This is a genomic window from Pseudomonas rhizophila (assembly GCF_003033885.1).
GTDB classification, from domain to species: Bacteria; Pseudomonadota; Gammaproteobacteria; order Pseudomonadales; family Pseudomonadaceae; genus Aquipseudomonas; species Aquipseudomonas rhizophila.
The window spans coordinates 5,329,685-5,350,991 of the sequence record NZ_CP024081.1; the positions used below are offsets into that span (position 1 = coordinate 5,329,685).

The following is a 21,307-nucleotide window of genomic DNA, read 5'->3' on the forward strand; positions in this document are numbered from 1 at the left end:
AACAAAGCCTTGCTCCCACTGGCTTTGTTCCCACAGAAGGTGCTCATCGCTACTTGGATGGACTGATCAGAACTCGATCCGCACATCCCCCTTCGGCACGCTGCAGCACGACAGGATGTAACCTTCGGCCTCGTCGTCTTCGGTGATGCCGCCGTTGTGGTCCATCTCCACTTCCCCGCCCAGTTTCAAAACCTTGCAGGTGCCGCAGATGCCCATACCGCAGGCCTTGGGAATCATCATGCCGAGCTTGGCGGCGGCGGCGTGGACGGTTTCTCCCGGCCCCACGCGAATACTCTTGCCAGAGGCGGTGAACTCCACCAGATGCAGGTCCGCCACATCGACTTCCGGGGCGTCCGCAGCCTGTTCGGCCTGTTCCACCGCGTCGGCGCGGGCTTCCGGTGGCGTGGCGCCGAAGGACTCCTCGTGGTAACGCGTCATGTCGAAGCCAGCGGCTTCCAGCAGGCGCTTGACCGCGTTCATGTAGGGCGTCGGGCCACAGCAAAACACTTCGCGCTCCAGGAAGTCCGGCGCCATCAGCTCCAGCATCTTGTGGTTCAGATAGCCGCGATACCCGGCCCAAGGCTCGCCCAGCCCATGTTTTTCGCAGATCAGGTGCAGGTTGAAGTTATCGATCCGCGACGCCATGTGTTCCAGCTCGCGGTGATAGATGATGTCCTTGGGCGAGCGGGCGCTGTGGATAAACACCATGTCGACGTTGGCATTGGTGTCGTAGTACCAGCGCGCCATGGACATCACCGGCGTGATGCCGACACCGCCACTGAGGTAAAGCACCTTGGGGTTGGAGAAGTCGATGGCATTGAACAGGCCGACCGGCCCGTGCACCGCCAGCTCCTGGCCTTCGTGCAGGGTGTCGTGCAGCCAGTTGGAAACCTTGCCCCCCGGTACGCGCTTGATGGTCACCGAAAAACTGTAGGGCACCGACGGCGAGCTGGAGATGGTGTAGGAGCGCATGATCGGCTGACCTTCGATTTCAAGCTCCAGGGTGACGAATTGCCCCGGCTTGAAAAAGAACAGAATCGGCTGATCAGCCATGAAACAAAAGGTGCGCACATCCCAGGTTTCCTGGATGACTTTGACGCAACGGACAATGTGACGACCATTGGCCCAGGTCTGGGTGGTTACCGGGTTCAGGAAGCTGTTGGACATGCTGATCTCCACGGCCGACTGTCGGCCTCTTATGAGGCGATTCTGCGTATAGCGCGAATCGCCCATTTACCTATCTGCGACATTCACATGCTTACCGCGACCAGCCCCCAACGACCGGACCTTGCGCGTCGGGAACAGATTGGGCCATGTCGCCCATGGATAAGGTTCGCCCCCTGCGCGGCCCCACACTCGCCCCAACAGATAAATAATATTTTCTGCCTTGCGTAGCACATTTGATTAGCCACTTTCGCCGGCCACGTAGAGGGCCATGAGGATAAAACGATGGACGTCACCGCAACCCTGAGCCTGGGCGATCCGCTGGAAGCCGCACGCAAGGCCACCGCGCAAATGCTGCAGGAACGCGAGCGCACTTTCTCGCTGCCGCAGCCGTTCTACTCCGATGAGCGCCTGTTTGATATCGACATGCAGGAAATCTTCCAGAAGGAATGGTTGATCGCCGGCATGACCTGCGAAATTCCGACCAAGGGCAACTACCTGACCCTGCAGGTTGGCAAGAACCCGATCATCGTGATTCGCGGCGCCGACGGCGTGGTGCATGCGTTCCACAACGTCTGCCGGCACCGGGGCTCGCGGCTGTGCACCAGCGACAAGGGCAAGGTCGCCAAGCTGGTCTGCCATTACCACCAGTGGACCTACGAGCTGGACGGTCGCCTATTGTTCGCCGGCACCGAAATGGGCGCCGATTTCGACATGAACCAGTACGGCTTGAAGCCAGTGAACGTGAAGACCGCCGGTGGCTACATCTTCATCAGCCTGGCGGAGAACCCACCGGCCATCGACGACTTCCTGGCGACCTTGACCCATTACATGGAACCCTATGACATGGAAAACACCAAGGTGGCGGTGCAAACCACCTTGATGGAAAAGGCCAACTGGAAGCTGGTGCTGGAAAACAACCGCGAGTGCTACCACTGCGGCGGCGCGCACCCGGAACTGCTCAAGACCCTGCTGGAATGGGACGACGTCACCGACCCACGGGCCGACCAGGCATTCAAGGACCATGTAGCGGCCTCCGCCGCAGCCTGGGAAGCCGAGAAAATCCCTTACGCCCACGCCAGTTTCGGCCTGCGCAACCGTATCGTGCGCATGCCGCTGCTCAAGGGCACCGTGTCGATGACCATGGACGGCAAGCAGGGCTGCGCCAAACTGATGGGCCGCATCAAGAACCCGGACCTGGGCTCGATGCGTATCCTGCACCTGCCCCACTCGTGGAACCACTGCATGGGCGACCACATCATCGTGTTCACTGTGTGGCCGATCAGCGCCCAGGAGACCATGGTCACCACCAAGTGGATCGTACACAAGGACGCGGTCGAAGGCGTGGACTACGACGTGGCACGCATGCGCCAGGTCTGGGACGCCACCAACGACCAGGACCGTCGCCTGGCCGAAGAAAACCAGCGCGGCATCAACTCCACCGCCTACCAGCCAGGCCCGTACTCCAAGACTTATGAGTTCGGCGTGGTGAACTTCGTCGACTGGTACAGCGAGCGCATGCTCAACAACCTGGGGGCGGAACCTGCGCCGTACCTCAAGGGCGTTCCGGTCCAGGGCTGACAGCAAAAGCATCGCGAGCAGGCTCGCTCCCACAAAGGATCTTTGGCGCACCGAAGATCAAATGTGGGAGCGAGCCTGCTCGCGATAGCGGCCTCACATTCACCCGATTACTGTGAAGACCACCGCACCGACCCATCCTCCCCATAAAACGTCTCGACAATCTCCTCCCCCACCAGCCGCACCTTCACATACCCGTTCAACACCCGTTCCGGGTACGCCTCATCCCCCGCCAGTTGCGTTTCCGACCACAACACCCCGGCATGTCCGTTCAACTCGCTGGTGGTGCCGTAGGGAATCGCTCCGTGCCCGGCACAGCGTGCGTGCAGCCCGCCTTGGGGCGCGTAGCAGATGCCATTGTGCAGATGCCCCCAATACCAGTAGTCCGGCTCACGCCCCAGTGCATCGCAGACCGGTTGGTAAAGCGCGGTCTTGTGGTGCCCGGAAATATCGAAGCCCTGGTGATGACTGAGCACCATCAGCTTTTTGCGCTTGGGCAGGTTTTTCATCCAGTCGATCTGTTGCGCGTTGAGGGTGCCATCCATGTACAGATTCATCGCGTCCGAGGCGTAGGCACTGTCGAGGCCGACCACCAGCCAATCGTCGTTGTACAGGGCAAAGTAACTGGTGCCCTGTTGCACCGGGAAACGCTTGGCCAGCTCCTTGAAATAACCGTGGGCGCCGCTGTACATCTCGTGGTTGGAATTGAGCGTGAACGAGCCGTGCTTGCCCTGGGGCCAGCCGACCATGTCGACGTCCTCCTGGGAATGGGTGCCGGCGTAATACACATCGCCCAGATGGATGGTGAAGTCGGCCTCGGCCAGTTGCATCTGATTGGCGACAGCCACGGCCGGAGCATGACTGTCGAACGGTCCGGTGCCCCAGTCGCCGGCAATCGCCAACACCACGTCGCTGTCCATTTTCACCAGCGCCGGGTTAGTGGCGAACGGCGCGTGATGGCGCAGGTTCTCGATCCACTTGAGCAACGCCTCACTCCACAACAGGTCGAGCAACTCCCATTTGCGGCAACCGAGCAAGGTGCCGTCCTTGAGCACGCGGGTCGGCAGCTCGTCCTCGGTTTGCGGCAAGGCGCTGGCATTGCCAATCTTCAGGATCGAAAGACCGTGGGCCAGCTCCCACGGCACGGCCGGTTCGTCATCCGGCAGGTCGCCGTGATCGATGACGTGCCGGGCCTGATCGTGGCCACGCTGGAGCAGCTTGACGATGGCCTCGAACTCTTCGGGCTCCAGGTCGTTGACGAGTTTTTTCCAGGACATCTCCAGCCGCGTGACCAACCCGTGCAGGCGGACTTTGACCTTGTCGAACTCATGTTCCCAATGGTGCAGTAATGACATGTGAACGCTCCTTCGCAGTGCCCTGGGCTACAGGGTTTTCATGAATTCGATCAGGGCCCGTTTGTCGACATCCGACAACTGCGTGCCATACAGGTGGCCGCCGTTGTGGTTGCCTTCCAGGCGGGTGTCGTATTTGAAATCCGCCGACGCCTTCATCTGCGCGCCGCTGGTGATGAAGCCGACCTTCTCCTGGTCGTAGATATCGGAGCCGGTGTAGAACACTTGCGGCCGCAACTCGGGCGGTTGCAACAAGTCCCACAGGGTCGGCACCGAGCCGTTGTGCAGGTACGGCGCCCTTAGCCAGATGCCGTCGGTGGGGGTGTTGCTGTAGCTCTGGGTCTTGCGGTACGCGCCGAAGTCGAACGGCGGTTTCTTGAAGCCGTGGAACGCCGTCACCAGCCCGACGGTGAAGGAGTTCAGGCGATGGGGATCGGTGCCCAACTGGTCGATGTTGGTAGTGACCTGTCCTGTGTCGGCACGGCCGAAGTCGTGGCAAGCGGCACAGTTCTGCTCCCAGATCGGTTTGCCCTGGGCGACTTTCGCCTGGTCCAGGGCGAACGGCCACGCCGGCGCCTTGTGGCCCAGCAGCCAATTGGTCACCCGGTTGAAACTCGGCGGCAGCACCGATTGCGGTGTCGCGCCCACGGCCATGGCCGCCGCGTAGTTGCGTTCGTGAATCTTGTTGTTATTGCCGTCCCAATGCAGATACATCGACTCACGGGGTTTCTGGTTCCAGACCTGCGGCAAGTCCACGGTGCCGATGGTGGAGTCATCCGGGAAGCCGAACACCACCATTTTGGTCGGGTTGAAGGTATCGGTCCGCCCCGGACCTTGGGCCGGGCGCAGTTTCTGCCAGGCGTAGGCCTGCTTCTGCTTGAGTAGCCCACTCTTGGCCATCGGGATGATCAGGTAACGGTTGTACAGTTTTTCGAAAAAGCCCAGCTGGAACTTGCTGTTGATCGCCGCCATGACCGCATCTGGGGTGAATTTCGGGTCGCTGGCACAATCGTAGGCAAACCACTGGAAGGCCTGCAGTTGCAGGGTGTTGGCCGGCGCGCTGGCGACCGGAACCGCTACGTCACTGGCATTGGCCCGGTACGAGCCGGTGTGGCACAGCGCGCAGTTCGGCTCCACGGTGGGGTAGCCCAGTTGCCGCTTGGCCATGCCGATCGGCAGGTCGTTGCCGTTCTCGTAGAGAAACCCGAACACCTCGTAACCGCCGGGCTTGGGCAGTTTTTCCGGGCACATCTGCGGCAGCACGGCGAACAGGTAATAAGGGATCCGCGCTTCGATGCCCAGGCCGATGGCGGCGTATTTGTAGTGGTCCTCGTCGGAAGCGAAGTCTGGCTGGGGCACCTCTCGTATCATCTGGTACCAGGTCTGGTAGCCGATGAAACCCAGCAGCAATACCACCACCAGCGTGCCGACCTTGAAACCATGACTGTGCCAGCGCCGCGCCCAGCCGGCGCGCCACTCCCGCCAACCGGCGCAGAGCAAGGCCAGTGGACGATGGGCCACCGGGCTGCCCAGGTACAGCAGCACGCCCAGAATCAGGAACATGCTCAAGTCGCCCATCAACATCGGCACGAACAACTGGCCCTGGTTGTTGGTGTTGATCAGGTAGATCCAGAACACCACCGCCACCAGCCGCGACAGCACGCACAACCACGAATGCACCACGAAACGCGGCGCGTTGAACCCCGAGGGCATGTAGAACAGGCTGATCCCCACCAGCAACATGCCGGTGTTTTCCAGCCAGGGATCGGACAGCACGGGCGGCAGGCCAAGCATGGACGTCAGCAACGCCGGCGCGAACAGCGCCGGAATCGCGAAGACCATGTTCATCACAATGCCCACCCAGATGATGCGTTGGAACCAACGGATGTAAGTGTTCATGGCATCCTTTTTCCTTATTCCTGACTCACGAGATGCAGCGTCCAGACGATCGCATCGCGAGCGGGCTCGCTCCCACATTGAACGGTGTGGGCCACCGAACCTGCGTACGGCACAAACCCCGTGTGGGAGCGAGCCTGCTCGCGATGCGATCTAGAACTAGCCCAGCGCCGTCTTCTCCAGGTGTTCGAGGATGATCGGGTACACATCCACCACCGCGTCCTTGCCAAAAATGCAGTCGATGTGGCCGTAGCCCGGCACTTCGTGACGGCTGAACAGTTGCGGGCCGTGCATATCGCACAGTCGCTCGTAGGTCTTGAGGGTGCTTTGAGGGAGGTAGCACTGGTTCTCGGCGCCGCTGATGAAGCAGATCGGCAATTTCAACCGATCGAAATGCGGCATGTAGACGTCGTTGCCCTTGAAGTCCACCAGGTGCCCCTTGCGCACGATCAGCGCCAGGTGCTCGAAGGTCTGGATGTTCGACTCACCGAACAATTCATGCAGGTTGTCGTGCAGGGTTTCGTTGAGGGTGTCGTGGCGGTACAGCGATGCATACATGAACGTGATGCGGTGGCAGACCGGGTTGGTGCAATAGCCCTGGGCCTCGATCCGGGCATAACCGTTGAGAGCCTTGTCGTAGAGTTTGTTGAACCAGCTTTCCTTGGTGTCGGCGTAGGCCGTGAGGGACTTGATGCCGATGGCATCGAGCATCCCCGGCAAATGCAAACCGGCCTTCAGTCCGGTGGCGGTGGCAACCACCGTGTCGGCGGCAATCTGTGAGCAGACCACCGAGCGAACCCCTTGCAGCCCCGCCAGCATCGACATGAAGAACGTCGTCGCACCGTAGCAATGCACCACACATTGCACGTCACGGGCCAACGTGGCTTGCTGGATCTGCTCGATAGCAGCCTTGAAGTCGTACTGAGCCACCTGGTCGCCGTTCCATTCATGCTTGCTGGCCGGCAGCAGGATGCTCACCCGCAAGTCCAGCAACCAAACGTCGTACTCGTGCTTGCACAGGTACTCCAGCAGGTTGGTCTGGATGGTGTCGGTGGAGAAAATATTCGACCCCACCCCCAGGCCATGCACCAGCATCACCGGGCCTTTGCTGCCCGCTTGATAGCGAGTCAGGCGTAGCTCGACGTTGTCCTCGGTCTGGAAGAAATGCACGGTCGGCGCCGGTGCGTCCAGCGGCCGCTTGCTGCGAGGCGGCGCGTCCGGATTGAAGTACACATCGCCAGCGAACACCCCGCCGTAGCTCTCCCACAAAATGCCGGCGAAGAACTTGCCGAAGCGGGCCAACGCTTCCACTCGCTCACGCTCGTTACGTGCGTTGAGCACTTTCATGGTGGTCATCTGCTTGGCGAAGTCGGCCGGCAGAATGTGCATCACCCCCGAGCCGATGACCTCGCCGCTCTTGTCCGGCCCGCGATACAGCGTGACATAGAGCGTGCTGGTGTCGTGCCAGATGTTCAGCACCCCGTTGTCCTCGGGCACGGTCTTGAAGGCGCTGAAGTAATAATCGCTGCCATCCTCGGCGGTCAGTTTCATGTCGTAGTTCATGTGCCGCACATCCACCTGTTCCTGGTATTGCTCGAACAGGTTGAATACTCCGTTGCTGGCGACCAGCGGCTTGGGCGAAAGCATCGGCGCATCCAGCGTACCCACCAGGGTGGCGGCGTGTTCCGGTTCCTTGATCAGGCGATTGAGATCGGCGGCAGTGATGGTCAGGGTGAATTCGATGGGCGAGTTATCGGCTTTGCCGCGCTTGGCCGCGGCTTCGTAAAGCGAAAGATCAGTGCCCTGAGGCTGGGTGAAGGCTGTGGAAAAGTAGCCCTTCATGGTTTCAGTGAACTGCACGCCAAGGGTCGGCGCCGCCACCGGTTTGCGCGGGGCCGAAGGCAGGGTGTAGTCGATGATCCAGCCACGATCGGCCGCCAGCAGCCCCATGTTGCGCTCGCTCACCGCCGAGATGGTCAACAACGGGTTCACCGCCAGGGAAGTCGGGATCACCGCACCGTCCGTCACGTACAGACCGGGATAGACATCCGTCCCGCTGGCACCACTGAATACCTGGCCCTTGTGGTTGACCACGCCTTGCGTCGCGTCTTCCCCCATCACGCAGCCGCCCAAGGGATGGACCGAAACGATGCTGTGCTTGAGCAGCTTGGTCCAGATCGGATTCTCGACCCAGATCCCGCCCAACGCCTTGGTGCTCTGGTGCAAACGCTCATTGCCCAGGGTCACGTTTTCCTGCTCGCCGACGCCGGGCCAGTCGATGCGCAGCTGGTCCTTGTTGTCGAGCACCATGCGCCCCTTGCCGTTGTCGTGACTCATGATCAGGTAGGTCTGCATGTTATGCAGCGCGCCATAGTACGGGCCGCGCAGAAAGCTCTCGGCTTCCCGGGCCTTGTACTTGAGGCTGGCACCCAGGCCCGTGTCGGTGGGCACGCCGATCATCCCGGCGAACGCCGCCATGCTCGGCACCATGGGCCGACCGAGTGCGCCGGGGATCGAGCCTTCCTCGATGACCATGCGGCTGCGCCAGTCACCCTCGGTACGCATGTCGATGATCGAGGTGATGCACGGTCCCACCGGCTCCAGCTCCTTGGCCGAGTGGGCGCCGAAACCGATACCGTTGATGGTCTGGTCGCAGTTGTGGCCAAACCCGAGGATGTCGCCGTTGCCGCTCATGTTCTCGCCCAGTTGACTGGACATCGACAGGCCTTTGTCCCGGGAACGCAGCATGATCTCGGTAGAGCCCAGGGTGCCGGCGGACACCACCACGATGTCGGCGCGCACGAACAGGGTTGGCGCCGAGAACAACTCGCGACCGCTGTCCAGGTACTGGAAATGCACGATCCAGCCGTCGCCGTCGCGCTCCAGGTGCCGCACCTGGGCCTGACAGAAAATCTCCGCACCATGGTTCCAGGCATCCGGCAGGTAATTCATCAGCGTGGTGTTCTTGGCCTTGTTGTTACAGCCCGAGACGCAATCCCCACAGCCGTTGCACGGCAACTGCTCGACGCCGACGTGGTTGAGGTTGTTGGGCAACTTGTCGAATGTCACGTTGATGGGCGGTTTGTAGAAATGTGCGTCCTGCTTGAGATAACTCGCCGACTTGCGGTTGGCGTCGAGTTTGGGCAGGTTCGGCGACGCATCTGGGTAAGGGTTGGGCTTGAGCATTTCCCGAGCCCGCGCATAACCGTCCTTGAGCAGCGTGTCGCAATGGTCACGCACCGCCTGCGGCCAGCGCGAGTCCTCGAACACACCGGGCTCCGGCTCCAGCGAAACGTTGGCGTTGATCAGCGAAGTGCCGCCCAGGCCGCAACCGACCACCACGTTCTGCTGGGCGTTGACGTGCAGGTCGAACAGTCCGGTGCGCGACCCGATGTGACCGTCCGGGTCATGCACCTGCAACTCTTCGGTGGCCGCAAGCATGGTGTTGGGGTATTCGCCGGGCTGGATCTCCCGGCCCCGCTCCAGCAGACAAACCTTGCGCCCAGCCCGGGACAGGCGTGACGCAGCAATGCCACCGCCGTAGCCGGAACCAATGACGATAACGTCGTAATGCTCCTTGATTTCGCTAATGGGGGTCGAGATCCGTGTCATGTTCAAGTCCTCTCAGGCAGATGGGGCAACTCTGCGGTTGCCTGCAAATCGACAGGCGCACGAACGCCTGGCCACTATCCCGTACGGGTTGGAGCGGCAGTCAACGGTGTTACAGGGGAAACTCAGGGCTCAACGAGGCGCTATAGACGCGCACGCTGATTGGTGGCACGACGACGTCTGCGTTTGGGTAACCGGGTGGGAGGGGTCGGAGTACAGGTCGGAGTACAGGTCGCAGCCGAGATCGGGTACCAGCAGGGGGGCTTGCTATCCATCATGCGTTCTCCCTGAACCAGATGTGGATAAAGTGGCGGTGTCCTTGTGCCATGAGTGAAGACAGCTGCCAGGGCCACGTCAAGGTGGATCCTTAGAACTGTATGAAATTTGATCTATAGCGTCTGGGCCTATACCCGCCGTGGCTCTTACGCTTTCGCAAACAAGTTATCCACATGTCCACCCACAGCTAATGGGGACAAGTGCGTCATTGCGACTGATTTTTTTAAGTAAAAGCTAAAGAAAAACCGTGACTTATGAACAAAGAGCGTTTCCTTTCCATATAGGTCAAAAACTGATCAACCACCTGAAAGCCTTGTCTAGCGTGGCTTCTGGAGGAGAGCGAACACCTTATCCACAGAAGCGCCAACAGTGTTTGGGGGTAATTCTGACGGTTCTGTGGAAAACCGCGACTATGGCCGGTAAATCGAGGTTTTAGCGGAATTTTTCGGATAAAAATGATGAATTGATCATTTTATGATCAACCCCATGAAAGCCCCGTTCCGTATGGCCTGTAGAGGGTAGCGAACATCTTATCCACAGAAGCGCCAACAGAGATTGGGGGCAAGTAGCGTCCTGCGCTCACGCTTATTCACAAACAAAATCGAGGAAAAACCGTGAGTTAGGCTGGTTGTTTTTTAAGCGCAGGCTTGGGGAGCTTGATCTGCGTGGGGTGTGGCGAGGGGCGAACAGGTTATCCACAGAGGCGCGCACAGGGATTGTGGGTAAACCTCAGCCCCTTGTGGGAGCGAGCCTGCTCGCGATAAGGCCATGCCAGTCAACATGGAGGTGAATGGAAGACCGCTATCGCGAGCAGGCTCGCTCCCACAAGGGTGTCTGGTGAGGCCGTCGTAATGGTTAAGGCCGATGCATCAAATACGCCTCCCCCGTCACCCGAATCAGCGGATGCGGGACGACCTGGCAGGTTTTGACGATGCCAAAACCGTGGCGCTCATAAAAGCGCCGGGCGCCGGTGTTCGCTGCGTAGTCGATCAAACTGAGGCCTTTGAGCGCCAGTTGATCGGCACGTTGTTGCGCTCGCTCGAGAAAGCGCACGCCGAGCCCCTTGTTACGCCACCCTTCATGCAGGGCCAGGCTCGATATATAGAGGGTATCGGGGACTTCCATGTCGGCGTAGGGCGCCAGGATCGGATCAGTGACGGGAGTCGCCAGCGGATCCTCACGCGTCACGTAACAATGCATCATGCCGATGACCTGTCCGCCGGCTTCTGCAATAAGGCAGTTCTGGTAGGAAAAATCGACATCCTCACGGGCATAGCGAGCAGCCCCTACCTCCAGCAGATCCTGCCCGGGCTCCGCCAGCTGGCTCCAGATGTAATCCGACGCGCCCTCTGAGGAAATCCGGAACAGACGAGCGATCTCCCGTGTATCCGTGGGCAACGCCGGACGAAATTCAACTTCCATTGATGTGGCTCCATTAGCTATCAAACAGCTTTTTTTAGGCGCAGGTTTGAGTCACGACAACATGCCAGGGCAGCGGTTTTATGGCTGGATGTTGCAGCGGGGCAGATTGGACGTTTTTTGAGCGAAGGCTTGAAAGGCCTGATTTGCGCGGTGTCTGGATAGGATCGAACAGGTTATCCACAGAGGCGCGCACAGGGATTGTGGGTAAACCTCAGCCCTTGTGGGAGAGAGCCTGCTCGCGATGGGGCCATGTCAGTCAACCTGGAGGTGAATGGAAGACCGCTATCGCGAGCAGGCTCGCTCCCACAAGGGACAAGGTGAGCCTGGATTTAACGAACCACCCCTTCCTCAATCAGCAGCTTGAGAATCGCCTCGGCGCCCGCCTCCGGGCTCACGCCTTTGAGCACCTGCCCACCTCCGCCGCTGGCCTTGGCCGTGGCGGCTTTCATGCGGTCGGCGCCGCTCTTGGCCTTGATCACTTTCAGGCGTTTGGGCCGTGGTTTGGCCGGTTGCAGGGTCGCCACCGCCAACAGGGCGTCGTCGATCACCTCGACTTCTTCAGCGTGCAACGCCCCGCGTCGGGCCGGGCCGTAGGCGCTTTGCCGGGGTTTGGGGGCCGCGTTATCCACCGTGGCGAGGAACGGCAGGCGCACTTTGAGACGTCGCCGCTGGCCGCGGGGCAAGGCTTGCAGCACCAAGGCTACGCCACTGTCGATGGATTCGACCTGGGCCAACCCCACCACCAGCGGCCAGCCGAGATTTTCTGCCAGCAGGAACGGCAACATGCCGGAACCCTCGCCGGTTTCCGCCTGACTGCCGGTGAGCACCACTTGGGCTCCCGCGTCACGCAGATAGTCGGTCAGGGCCGGCAGTGCGTCGGCGCCTGCGGGGTTATCCAGTACGTAGAGTTCGTCCAGACCCATGCCCAGATAGGCGCGCAGGGCCGGTTCAGCCACGTCGCCTGCGTGCAGCACTTGCAGGTCGTTGCCAGCCAGTTGCAGGCCCAGTTCCACGGCCCGCGCATCCTGCTCGGCGCGCCGGGGCCGACCGGAAGTGGGGTGGGCGCCGATGGACACCAGGCTGATCACTTGAGTACTCATGGTTGAATCCTTAGCTTAAGCCGCATCGCGCTTGGCTTCGTTGCGGTACGCCTCTACCGCCGCGATCAAGGCCTGGAGAATCGCCGCGCTGTCGCCAATCACCGACAGGTCTGCCCGTTTGATCATGTCGCAGCCCGGATCGAGGTTGATCGCCACCACCTTGTCGCAGGCGCCGATGCCCTGCAGGTGCTGGATAGCCCCGGAAATCCCCACCGCGACGTAGACCCGCGCCGTAACCCAGGTGCCGGACGCGCCAACCTGGCGATCCCGCGCCATGAAGCCATCGTCCACCGCTACCCGCGAAGCACCCTCGGTGGCGCCCAGGGCCGCAGCGGTCTGGTGGAACAGCGCCCAGTCCTTGACCCCGTTGCCGCCGGAAAAAATGAATTCGGCTTCGGCCATCGGAATCGCGCCCGGGTCCACCGCCACCGCGCCCAGGTCTTCGATGCGCGACAAGCTGCGGGCCACGCCTGTGGATAACTCCACCGGCAAGGCTTCGTGGCGGGTTTCGCTGACCGGTTCGGCGCATTCGGCCGCGGCCAGGATCAACCGCGCCAAAGGCCGCGCCAGGTCTTGCAGGCCGGCACCGGCCCGACCGATGCACTCCTCACCCTTGACCTGCCAGACCCGCGTGGCCGGGCGCTCGCCCAGGGCTGCGGCAAACCGCCGGCCCAGTTCGCCGCCACCGGTGCGGCTGTCAGGCAGCAGCCAATGGCGTGGGTTGAATTGGTTATCCACAGCCCGCAGGCCCTGGACTCGCTGTTCCGGTGCATAACCGCTGAACGCATCGCCTTCCAATACCAGCAAGCGGTCGACACCGGCCGTGGCAAAGGTGCTTTCCTTGTGCTCACCGAAGACCACTGCCAGCACCGCGCCGCCGGTACCGGCCAATTGATGGGCCAGGCCCAGCAGATCGCGGTCGTGACTGCTGAGACGACCGCCCACCATGTCCGGCACCACGCAGATATAAAACGCCGGTTGCGGCACCTGATGCAGCGGCAATTGCACTTCAGTTGCCGCAGTGCGCTTGGTCGCGCCGCCCTGCTGGGCGCCGCTGCGGTCGATACGCTTGATGCCGTTGGGGCCGATGAATCCGACACCATGAACGTTCTTGCGGATGACACCGTTGGGACCCATCCAGCTGTGCTGGACCGGTTGCATGGCCGCGTGCAGTGGGTGCAGGCGGTTACGGGCGATCCACTCGGCGCGAGGGTCGCGGCGGATGATGTCGCTCATTAATGCACCTCCGCAGGTTCACGTTTGGCCGGAGCCGCTGGTTTGTTCGCAACCGCGTCTTCGAGCAGAGCGTCGGCCACCAGTTCAGCGATGTCCTTGATCATCGGGCGTGGCTCAACCACACCCTCAAGCATCGCGGTGCACTGTGGACAACCCACTGCCACCAGTTCGGCGCCGGTTTCGCGGATGTCTTCCATGCGCATATCGGGGATACGCTGCTTGCCCGGAATGTCAGTGATCGGCGCGCCGCCGCCACCGCCGCAGCAACGGGAGCGGAAACCGGAACGCTGCATCTCCTTGATCTCGATGCCCAGCGCACGCAGCACCTGGCGTGGCGCCTCGTATTCGCCGTTGTAACGGCCCAGGTAGCAGGGGTCGTGATAGGTCACGCTGTCGCCCTTGTGCTGGCCGAGGTTCAGGGCGCCGGCCTCGATGACTTCTGCCAGGTAAGTGCTGTGGTGCTGCACCCGGTAGTTGCCATCGAAGGCGCCGTATTCGTTTTTCAGTACGTGGAAGCTGTGGGGGTCGCAGGTGACGATCCGGTTGAAGCTGTATTTGCCCAGGGTCTGGATGTTGCGCTTGGCCAACAGCTGGAAGGTCGCTTCATCACCCAGGCGCCGGGCCACATCGCCGCTGTCGCGCTCTTCGAGACCGAGCACGGCAAAGTCGATGTTCGCCGCCTTGAGGACTTTGACGAAGGCGCGCAAGGTGCGCTGGTTGCGCATGTCGAAGGCACCGTCGCCGACCCAGAACAGCACGTCGGTGGACTTCACCTCGCTGAGCAGGTTCAGGTTCAGGTCCGCCGCCCAGTTCATCCGCCCGCCCGGGGCGAAGCCGCCAGGGTTGTCGGTGGCGATGAGATTTTCCAGTACTTCAGCGCCCTTGTTCGGCGTGGCGCCTTTCTCCAGGGTCAGGTGACGACGCATGTCGACGATGGCATCGACGTGCTCGATCATCATCGGGCATTCCTCAACGCACGCCCGGCAAGTGGTGCAGGACCACAGCGTCTCGGCGTCCACTAGGCCGTTGACGATTGGCTGGTGTGGATTGCCGCTGTGTTCGCCCACCGGTTTACCCCTGCCGTCAAGGGATGGGTAGGGGCTGCCGGCGAATTTCGCATCGGTGCCGCCGGCCAGGCCGACGACCATGTCCTGGATGAGTTTTTTCGGGTTCAGCGGCTGGCCGGCGGCAAAGGCCGGGCACGCGGCTTCGCACTTGCCGCACTGCACGCAAGCGTCGAAACCGAGCAACTGGTTCCAGGTGAAATCCTTGGGTTTCTCAACGCCCAACGGTGCCGCGGGGTCGTTCAGGTCCAAAGGTTTGAGACCGGTTGAGCGGCCGCCACCAAAGCGTTCGGCGCGGCGGTGCCAGGCCAGGTGCAGGGCCCCGGCAAAGGCATGTTTCATCGGCCCACCCCAGGTCATGCCGAAGAACATTTCCGACACACCCCAAAGCACGCCCAGGCCCAACAGCGCCACCAACACCCAGCCCCCGAAGTCGGCCGGCAAGATCCCGGCGACCGGCAAGGTCACCAGGAAAAAACTGATGGAAAACGCAAACAGGCTCTTGGGCAAGCGCATCCACGGGCCTTTGGACAGCCGTGACGGTGGATTGCGACGACGCAGGGCAATGAAGATCGCGCCGCTGAACATCAGCAGCGTGGCGAACAGCAAGGCATAGCCCAGAATGCGGTTCTGCAGGCCGAAACCATGCACCAGAATCGCCAGCAGCGCCGCCAGGACAAATCCGCCCGCTGTGGCGACGTGGGTGTTGGCGATGTATTTGTCCCGCGCCACCACATGGTGCAAATCTACCATGTAGCGCTTGGGCATGGCGAAAAGGCCACCGATCAGGTCGACCTTGGACGGTCGCCCCCGGCGCCACATGTTCACCCGCCGCAAAGCGCCAAGGACCGCAAGGCCCAGGGCAGCGAACAGCAGGATGGGAAGAAGGGTGTTCAGCATGGTGAAGCTCCCAAAGACCTCAGGTCTTGCAGGTCGAGATGCCTTACTCGGTTCCTGTGGGAGCGAGCCTGCTCGCGATTCAGGCGCCGCGGTGCCTCAGGCAGACCGCGTTATCGTTCATCGCGAGCAGGCTCGCTCCCACAGGGCTATGTGCAAGCCGTTAGAAATCCTTGCACAACCGCAGCGCGTCGTAGATGGCGGCGTGGGTATTACGCTGCGCTACGCAATCACCGATGCGGAACAGCAGGTAACCATCGCCGCTCTGCTCCAGGCACGGTTGGGGCTTGATCGCGAACAAGGCTTCGACGTCGATCTGGCCCTTGTTGCGCGAACCTTCCTTGAGCGCGTAGTAGATTTCTTCATCCGGCCGCACGCCGTTTTCCACCACCACCTGATCCACCACGCGCTCTTCCTTGGCACCGGTGTATTCGTTCTCCAGCACCGCCACCAGCTTGTCGCCTTCGCGGTAGACCTTCTCCAGCATCATGTCCCCGGTCATGATCACTTCCTTGGGGTACATGCTGCGGTAGTAAGTGGGGAACGAAGTCCCGCCAATGGCCACGCCCGGCTTGATGTCGTCGGTAACGATTTCGACCTGGCTGCCCTTGTCGGCGAGGAAGTCGGCCACCGACATGCCGGTGAATTCACAAATGGTGTCGTAGACCAGTACGTTCTTACCCGGTGCAACCTTGCCATCGAGCACGTCCCAGCTGCTGACCACCAGCCCTTCGGCGGCGCCCCAGTGTTCGTTCTGCTCGAGGAATGGATGCCCGCCGACGGCCAGCACCACCACATCCGGACGCAGGTCCATGATGGTCGCCGCGTCCGCCGCCACGCCCAGGCGCAGGTCGACTTTCAGCCGGGCCAGTTCCAGCTGGAACCAGCGGGTAATGCCGGCGATCTGGTCCCGTTGCGGGGCTTTCGAAGCGGTGGTGATCTGCCCGCCAATGAATTCCTTTTTCTCGAACAGGGTCACGTCGTGGCCACGTTCGGCGGCCACACGCGCCGCTTCCATCCCGGCCGGGCCGGCACCGACGACGACCACTTTGCGCTTGGGCCCGGTGGATTTTTCGATGATGTGCGGCACGCCCATGTATTCACGGGAGGTTGCAGCGTTCTGGATGCACAGCACATCCAGGCCCTGGTACTGGCGGTCGATGCAGTAGTTGGCGCCGACGCACTGCTTGATCTGGTCGATCTGGCCCATCTTGATCTTGGCGATCAGGTGCGGGTCGGCGATGTGGGCACGGGTCATACCGACCATGTCGACGTAACCGCCCTCGAGGATCCGCGTGGCCTGGTTCGGGTCCTTGATGTTCTGCGCGTGCAGCACCGGAACCTTGACCACTTCCTTGATACCGGCGGCCAGGTGCAGGAACGGCTCCGGTGGATAACTCATGTTCGGGATAACGTTGGCCAGGGTGTTATGGGTGTCGCAACCCGAGCCCACAACACCGATGAAATCCAGCATGCCGGTGTCGTCGTAGTACTTGGCGATCTGCTTCATGTCCTCGTGGGACAGGCCGTCCGGGTGGAACTCATCACCGCAGATGCGCATGCCCACGCAGAAGTCGTCGCCCACTTCGGCGCGTACGGCTTTGAGCACCTCCAGGCCGAACTTCATCCGCCCCTCGAAGCTGCCGCCCCATTCGTCGGTACGCTTGTTGACCCGTGGGCTCCAGAACTGGTCGATCATGTGCTGGTGCACGGCGGACAGCTCAACGCCGTCCAGGCCACCGGCCTTGGCACGCCGTGCCGCCTGGGCGTAGTTACCGATCACCCGCCAGATTTCTTCCGGCTCGATGGTCTTGCAGGTCGCACGGTGCACCGGCTCGCGCACGCCGGACGGCGACATCAGGGTCGGCCAGTTGAAGCCGTCCCAGCGCGAGCGACGCCCCATGTGGGTAATCTGGATCATGATCTTGGCGCCATGCTTGTGCATGGCGTCGGCCAGGTTCTGGAAGTGCGGGATGATGCGGTCGGTGGACAGGTTCACCGAGCTCCACCATTCCTGCGGGCTGTCGATGGCAACCACCGACGATCCACCACAGATCGCCAGGCCGATGCCGCCCTTGGCCTTCTCTTCGTAATACTTCACGTACCGGTCGGTGGTCATGCCGCCGTCAGTGGCGTAGACCTCGGCGTGAGCGGTGCTGAGCACGCGGTTGCGGATGGTCAGTTTGCCGATCTGGATCGGCTGGAACATTGCTTCAAAAGCCATGGCGCGATCCTCGACTTACAACGGCTTGACGATGAACAGGCCGTCGTCGTGGCCTTCTTCGGAACCGCCGTAGACCTGCTCGGCCACGGTGCGGATCGAACTGCCACGGGCGGCGAGAATCTGGTCCATGGCACCAGCAAACCAGCCGGTGAACATGTAGTCGACCTTGCGTCCGACCTTGCCGTACACGTAGACGAACGCCGAGTGTTCCAGCTTGACGCTGGCGGTGCCTTTATCCAGGTCGATGTCCTGGATCTTGAACAGGCCCCAACCGCGCTGGGACAGACGCTTCATGTAATGCTCAAACACCGCGACGCCTTCCAGGCCATGGCATTCGGCTTCTTTTTCACACCAGTGCCAGGCGGATTTGTAGCCGGCCTTGTAGAGAATCTCGGCGTAGGCGTCGGCGCCCAGCACTTCTTCGATGCCCATGTGGTTATTGACGAAAAAGTGCCGCGGCACGTAGAGCATCGGCAGGGCATCAGAGGTCCAGACACCGGTTTCACTGTCGACTTCGATAGGCAATTGAGGGGCGATTTTGGCCATGGAAACTTAACTCCGAAAATTCGTGGTATGCCTGCGGCGCTAATGGCCGCAGGTTAAGGATTCAGTGATGCGGCGGCTTTATTCGCCCCAGACGTCTTTCAGGACGTTGACCCAGTTCTCGCCCATGATCTTGCGCACCACCCGCTCTGGATGGCCGCGCTTGAGCAGCGTCTCGGTGAGGTTCGGGAACTCGCCCACGGTGCGGATGCCCAGGGGGTTGATGATCTTGCCGAAGCTGGTCAGCCGACGGGCATAGCCTTTGTCGTGGGTCAGCATTTCGAAGAAATCCTGACCGTGACCCTGAGTGAAATCGGTGCCGATGCCGATGGCGTCCTCACCGACGATGTTCATGGTGTATTCGATGGCCTCGGCGTAGTCGTCGATGGTCGAATCGATGCCCTTGGCCAGGAACGGCGCAAACATGGTCACGCCGACAAAACCGCCGTGGTCGGCGATGAACTTCAGCTCTTCATCGGATTTGTTGCGCGGGTGCTCCTTCAGGCCCGAGGGCAGGCAGTGGGAGTAGCAGACCGGTTTCTTCGATTCGAGGATGACCTCTTCGGAGGTCTTGGAGCCGACGTGGGACAGGTCGCACATGATGCCGACCCGATTCATCTCGGCGACGATTTCACGACCGAAGCCCGACAGGCCGCCGTCACGCTCGTAGCAGCCGGTGCCCACCAGGTTCTGGGTGTTGTAGCACATCTGCACCACGCCAACGCCGAGCTGCTTGAAGATCTCGACGTAGCCAAGCTGGTCTTCGAAAGCGTGGGCGTTCTGGAAGCCAAAGATGATGCCGGTCTTGCCTTGAGCCTTGGCGCGCTGGATATCGGCGGTGGTTTTCACCGGGATCACCAGATCGCTGTTTTCGCGGATCAGTTTCTGGCTGGCCACAATATTGTTGATGGTGGCCTGAAAACCTTCCCACACCGACACCGTGCAGTTGGCGGCAGTCAGGCCGCCCTTGCGCATGTCTTCGAACAGGTCACGGTTCCACTTGGCAATGATCAGCCCGTCGATAACGATGCTGTCGGCGTGCAATTCGGCTGGGCTCATCAGGCAGTCCCCTTTTGTCAGCGATTCATGCGCCGAATCGTGTGCCGGCGCTTTGGGGCCAGCATATGCCTCGGTGCATTGGCGACCGGGTGCAAAAACGACAGGGGAATTGCCGAAAGCGTCAATCCACGACAAAGGGCTATGAGCGGGCCACCCTACCCGTCTGTTCTTTACCCGAGGCTTACGCCAGAATCCGCCGCATCACTGGTTTTCACTGGACTCGAGCGGCAACGCAATGAAATCAATCATCCTGGCTTTGGCCCTGATCAGCACCGTCGCCCACGCGACCGAAGACACCGAACACAACCCCTGCGACGCCGTGGAAAACGACGTCCAGACCCTGGCCTGCTCGGCCTACGGCAAAGCCGCCGCCGAACAACTGCTCGCCGACAACCTGCAGAGCCTCAACGAACGCCTGCAAACCCTCTACGCCGACAACAAGGCCCAGCTCAACGACATCACCAGCAAAATCAGAGTTGCCCAGCAACTGTGGCAAAAACAACGCGATGCCGACTGCGCCATCGCCGCCTTCCCGGCCAAACCCGGCAGCGAAGCCTACAAAATCGCCGAAAACGACTGCATGGCCCAGGTGAGTGATGACCGGTCGGAGTTCTTGGAGTCGATTGGGCAGGAATAAAGGGCCGTTTACGGAGCAATATTCAGACACCGTTCATACGTTGGCCCTAGAGAAAATATAAGTCAGGATTAGCAAATCTTATAAAAGACTTATATTCCTCCATGAACACTATTCACTGGACCAGAAAGGCCGTTAAGCAGCTTCTGAAAATGCACTCTATGCATCAGGCCCAGGTTCGGGACGGGGCGATCAAGGTCGTCAGCATTCAAGAGGTCAAGAAACGCGATGAACGTACCTACTGATATTCAGATCATAAACGACGCAAACGGGAATCCTGCATTCGTGGTCATTCCGTATGCCCAATACGTTGCGCAAAAAAAAATGGAACCCGATCTGATTCCCCATGAAGTCGTCAGCCGCATTGTCGACGGCGCCACGCCCATCCGTGCATGGCGCGAACATCTGAACTTGACCCAGGATGAGGTCGCCAGGCGCCTGGGTATTTCTCAACCGGCGTTTGCCCAGCAGGAATCAGTCGCCAAACCTCGCCGGGCAACTCGCGAAAAAATTGCCGCCGCCTTTGGTATCCATGCCGATCAGTTGGAGCTGTAAGCTGCACGCCACTATCGAGCAAAGGAATTCACATGAAAATCTGCGGCATCGAAATCAAAGGCAGCGAAGCGATCATTGCCGTTGCCTCGCTGGATCCACAGGCGTTGAGTCACGTCGCGCTGAATACCAAGAAAATCGCCCTGGACGATGATGACGAGGCCGCCAACGTCAAGGCGTTCGCCGCCCAGGTCCGGGCGTTCGTGGTGGATAACGGTATCGACCGCATCGCCATCAAGAAGCGCAGCAAGAAAGGCGAGTTCGCTGGCGGGCCGACCACGTTCAAGATCGAAGGGGTTTTCCAGTTGCTTGAGGGTTGTGAGGTGACGCTGCTGTCGCCGCAGACCATCAATGCGCAGAACAAGAAACACGACTTCGCATTGCCCGCGACGCTGAACAAGTATCAGCATGAGGCTTATAAGGCGGCGTGTTCGGCGTTGGTGAAGAAGTAAGCCTCTTTCAGCCAAACACTGCACTTGCGGCAGTTTTTTGTGTGGGAGCAAGGCTTGCCCGCGATACAGGCGCCTCGCTCTCCCATGCACCACGCCGCTTTCGTCGCGGGCAAGCCTTGCTCCCACAGAGGTCCGAACGAGCTTGTCGCGATTGGAGCCGGTGAACATGGCGTTGCCCCCCTGCCTCGGTGGTCAACGCATGCTTTGATACTCAATTATGGCGACAGGTGTAATTTAGTCGCGAACATA

Annotated in this window: 15 protein-coding genes; 4 read left to right on the plus strand and 11 right to left on the minus strand. The window is 60.8% G+C overall.

Going from position 1 to position 21,307, the window contains the following annotated elements; genetic code table 11:
* Window positions 1-66 precede the first annotated feature (66 nt).
* Window positions 67-1,167, minus strand: a complete 1,101-nt coding sequence (gene gbcB, locus CRX69_RS24745; RefSeq protein WP_047228148.1) for a glycine-betaine demethylase subunit GbcB — start codon at window positions 1,165-1,167, stop codon at window positions 67-69.
* Between the two features lie 282 nt (window positions 1,168-1,449).
* Between gbcB and gbcA the strand changes: the two genes are divergently transcribed.
* A complete protein-coding gene (gene gbcA, locus CRX69_RS24755) occupies window positions 1,450-2,745 on the plus strand; it encodes a glycine-betaine demethylase subunit GbcA (RefSeq protein ID WP_107323022.1) in 1,296 nt (431 codons plus the stop codon).
* Window positions 2,746-2,852: 107 nt separating this feature from the next.
* On the opposite strand, the gene CRX69_RS24760 is transcribed toward gbcA, so the two are convergent.
* From CRX69_RS24760 to CRX69_RS24805, 10 genes are all read right to left on the minus strand, one after another.
* Entirely contained in the window at window positions 2,853-4,097 is a 1,245-nt protein-coding gene (locus CRX69_RS24760; RefSeq protein WP_047228150.1) for a metallophosphoesterase family protein, read from the minus strand.
* A gap of 27 nt (window positions 4,098-4,124) precedes the next feature.
* Window positions 4,125-5,993: a c-type cytochrome gene (locus tag CRX69_RS24765; protein ID WP_047228151.1), complete on the minus strand. Its 1,869-nt coding sequence runs from the start codon at window positions 5,991-5,993 to the stop codon at window positions 4,125-4,127.
* A gap of 156 nt (window positions 5,994-6,149) precedes the next feature.
* Window positions 6,150-9,602 (minus strand): GMC family oxidoreductase N-terminal domain-containing protein, encoded by a 3,453-nt coding sequence (locus CRX69_RS24770; protein WP_107323023.1) that lies wholly within the window; start codon window positions 9,600-9,602, stop codon window positions 6,150-6,152.
* Between the two features lie 1,128 nt (window positions 9,603-10,730).
* Window positions 10,731-11,297 (minus strand): GNAT family N-acetyltransferase, encoded by a 567-nt coding sequence (locus CRX69_RS24775; RefSeq protein ID WP_047230578.1) that lies wholly within the window; start codon window positions 11,295-11,297, stop codon window positions 10,731-10,733.
* Window positions 11,298-11,626: 329 nt separating this feature from the next.
* Entirely contained in the window at window positions 11,627-12,397 is a 771-nt protein-coding gene (etfB, locus tag CRX69_RS24780; protein WP_047230385.1) for an electron transfer flavoprotein subunit beta, read from the minus strand.
* A gap of 15 nt (window positions 12,398-12,412) precedes the next feature.
* Entirely contained in the window at window positions 12,413-13,633 is a 1,221-nt protein-coding gene (etfA, locus tag CRX69_RS24785; protein WP_107323024.1) for an electron transfer flavoprotein subunit alpha, read from the minus strand.
* Window positions 13,633-15,597 carry a dimethylglycine demethylation protein DgcB gene (dgcB, locus tag CRX69_RS24790; protein WP_047230383.1) on the minus strand — a complete coding sequence of 655 codons (1,965 nt, stop codon included), beginning with the start codon at window positions 15,595-15,597 and terminating at the stop codon, window positions 13,633-13,635. The genes etfA and dgcB overlap by 1 nt, the downstream gene beginning before the upstream one ends.
* A gap of 160 nt (window positions 15,598-15,757) precedes the next feature.
* On the minus strand, window positions 15,758-17,818 hold the full coding sequence (gene dgcA / locus CRX69_RS24795) for a dimethylglycine demethylation protein DgcA (RefSeq protein WP_047230382.1): 2,061 nt from the start codon (window positions 17,816-17,818) through the stop codon (window positions 15,758-15,760).
* A gap of 15 nt (window positions 17,819-17,833) precedes the next feature.
* The gene (locus tag CRX69_RS24800; protein WP_030139308.1) at window positions 17,834-18,364 is read right to left on the minus strand and encodes a DUF5943 domain-containing protein; all 531 of its coding nucleotides are present in this window, start codon (window positions 18,362-18,364) and stop codon (window positions 17,834-17,836) included.
* Window positions 18,365-18,442: 78 nt separating this feature from the next.
* On the minus strand, window positions 18,443-19,420 hold the full coding sequence (locus CRX69_RS24805) for a dipeptidase (RefSeq protein ID WP_047230381.1): 978 nt from the start codon (window positions 19,418-19,420) through the stop codon (window positions 18,443-18,445).
* A gap of 235 nt (window positions 19,421-19,655) precedes the next feature.
* Here CRX69_RS24805 and CRX69_RS24810 point away from each other — a divergent pair, with 235 nt between their 5' ends.
* The 3 genes from CRX69_RS24810 (at window position 19,656) to CRX69_RS24820 (ending at window position 21,058) form a co-directional block, all read left to right on the plus strand.
* A complete protein-coding gene (locus CRX69_RS24810; protein WP_047230380.1) occupies window positions 19,656-20,057 on the plus strand; it encodes a lysozyme inhibitor LprI family protein in 402 nt (133 codons plus the stop codon).
* A 225-nt stretch (window positions 20,058-20,282) separates the two neighbouring features.
* Window positions 20,283-20,609, plus strand: a complete 327-nt coding sequence (locus CRX69_RS24815; protein ID WP_047230378.1) for a helix-turn-helix domain-containing protein — start codon at window positions 20,283-20,285, stop codon at window positions 20,607-20,609.
* Between the two features lie 32 nt (window positions 20,610-20,641).
* Window positions 20,642-21,058 carry a DUF3010 family protein gene (locus tag CRX69_RS24820; RefSeq protein WP_047230377.1) on the plus strand — a complete coding sequence of 139 codons (417 nt, stop codon included), beginning with the start codon at window positions 20,642-20,644 and terminating at the stop codon, window positions 21,056-21,058.
* Window positions 21,059-21,307 lie beyond the last annotated feature (249 nt).

What these genes read in the sequence shown, in the direction of transcription:
- gbcB (WP_047228148.1), bottom strand. Translation starts at nt 1,167, where the DNA reads ATGTCCAACAGCTTCCTGAACCCGGTAACCACCCAGACCTGGGCCAAT.
- gbcA (WP_107323022.1), top strand. Translation starts at nt 1,450, where the DNA reads ATGGACGTCACCGCAACCCTGAGCCTGGGCGATCCGCTGGAAGCCGCA.
- CRX69_RS24760 (WP_047228150.1), bottom strand. Translation starts at nt 4,097, where the DNA reads ATGTCATTACTGCACCATTGGGAACATGAGTTCGACAAGGTCAAAGTC.
- CRX69_RS24765 (WP_047228151.1), bottom strand. Translation starts at nt 5,993, where the DNA reads ATGAACACTTACATCCGTTGGTTCCAACGCATCATCTGGGTGGGCATT.
- CRX69_RS24770 (WP_107323023.1), bottom strand. Translation starts at nt 9,602, where the DNA reads ATGACACGGATCTCGACCCCCATTAGCGAAATCAAGGAGCATTACGAC.
- CRX69_RS24775 (WP_047230578.1), bottom strand. Translation starts at nt 11,297, where the DNA reads ATGGAAGTTGAATTTCGTCCGGCGTTGCCCACGGATACACGGGAGATC.
- etfB (WP_047230385.1), bottom strand. Translation starts at nt 12,397, where the DNA reads ATGAGTACTCAAGTGATCAGCCTGGTGTCCATCGGCGCCCACCCCACT.
- etfA (WP_107323024.1), bottom strand. Translation starts at nt 13,633, where the DNA reads ATGAGCGACATCATCCGCCGCGACCCTCGCGCCGAGTGGATCGCCCGT.
- dgcB (WP_047230383.1), bottom strand. Translation starts at nt 15,597, where the DNA reads ATGCTGAACACCCTTCTTCCCATCCTGCTGTTCGCTGCCCTGGGCCTT.
- dgcA (WP_047230382.1), bottom strand. Translation starts at nt 17,818, where the DNA reads ATGGCTTTTGAAGCAATGTTCCAGCCGATCCAGATCGGCAAACTGACC.
- CRX69_RS24800 (WP_030139308.1), bottom strand. Translation starts at nt 18,364, where the DNA reads ATGGCCAAAATCGCCCCTCAATTGCCTATCGAAGTCGACAGTGAAACC.
- CRX69_RS24805 (WP_047230381.1), bottom strand. Translation starts at nt 19,420, where the DNA reads ATGAGCCCAGCCGAATTGCACGCCGACAGCATCGTTATCGACGGGCTG.
- CRX69_RS24810 (WP_047230380.1), top strand. Translation starts at nt 19,656, where the DNA reads ATGAAATCAATCATCCTGGCTTTGGCCCTGATCAGCACCGTCGCCCAC.
- CRX69_RS24815 (WP_047230378.1), top strand. Translation starts at nt 20,283, where the DNA reads ATGAACGTACCTACTGATATTCAGATCATAAACGACGCAAACGGGAAT.
- CRX69_RS24820 (WP_047230377.1), top strand. Translation starts at nt 20,642, where the DNA reads ATGAAAATCTGCGGCATCGAAATCAAAGGCAGCGAAGCGATCATTGCC.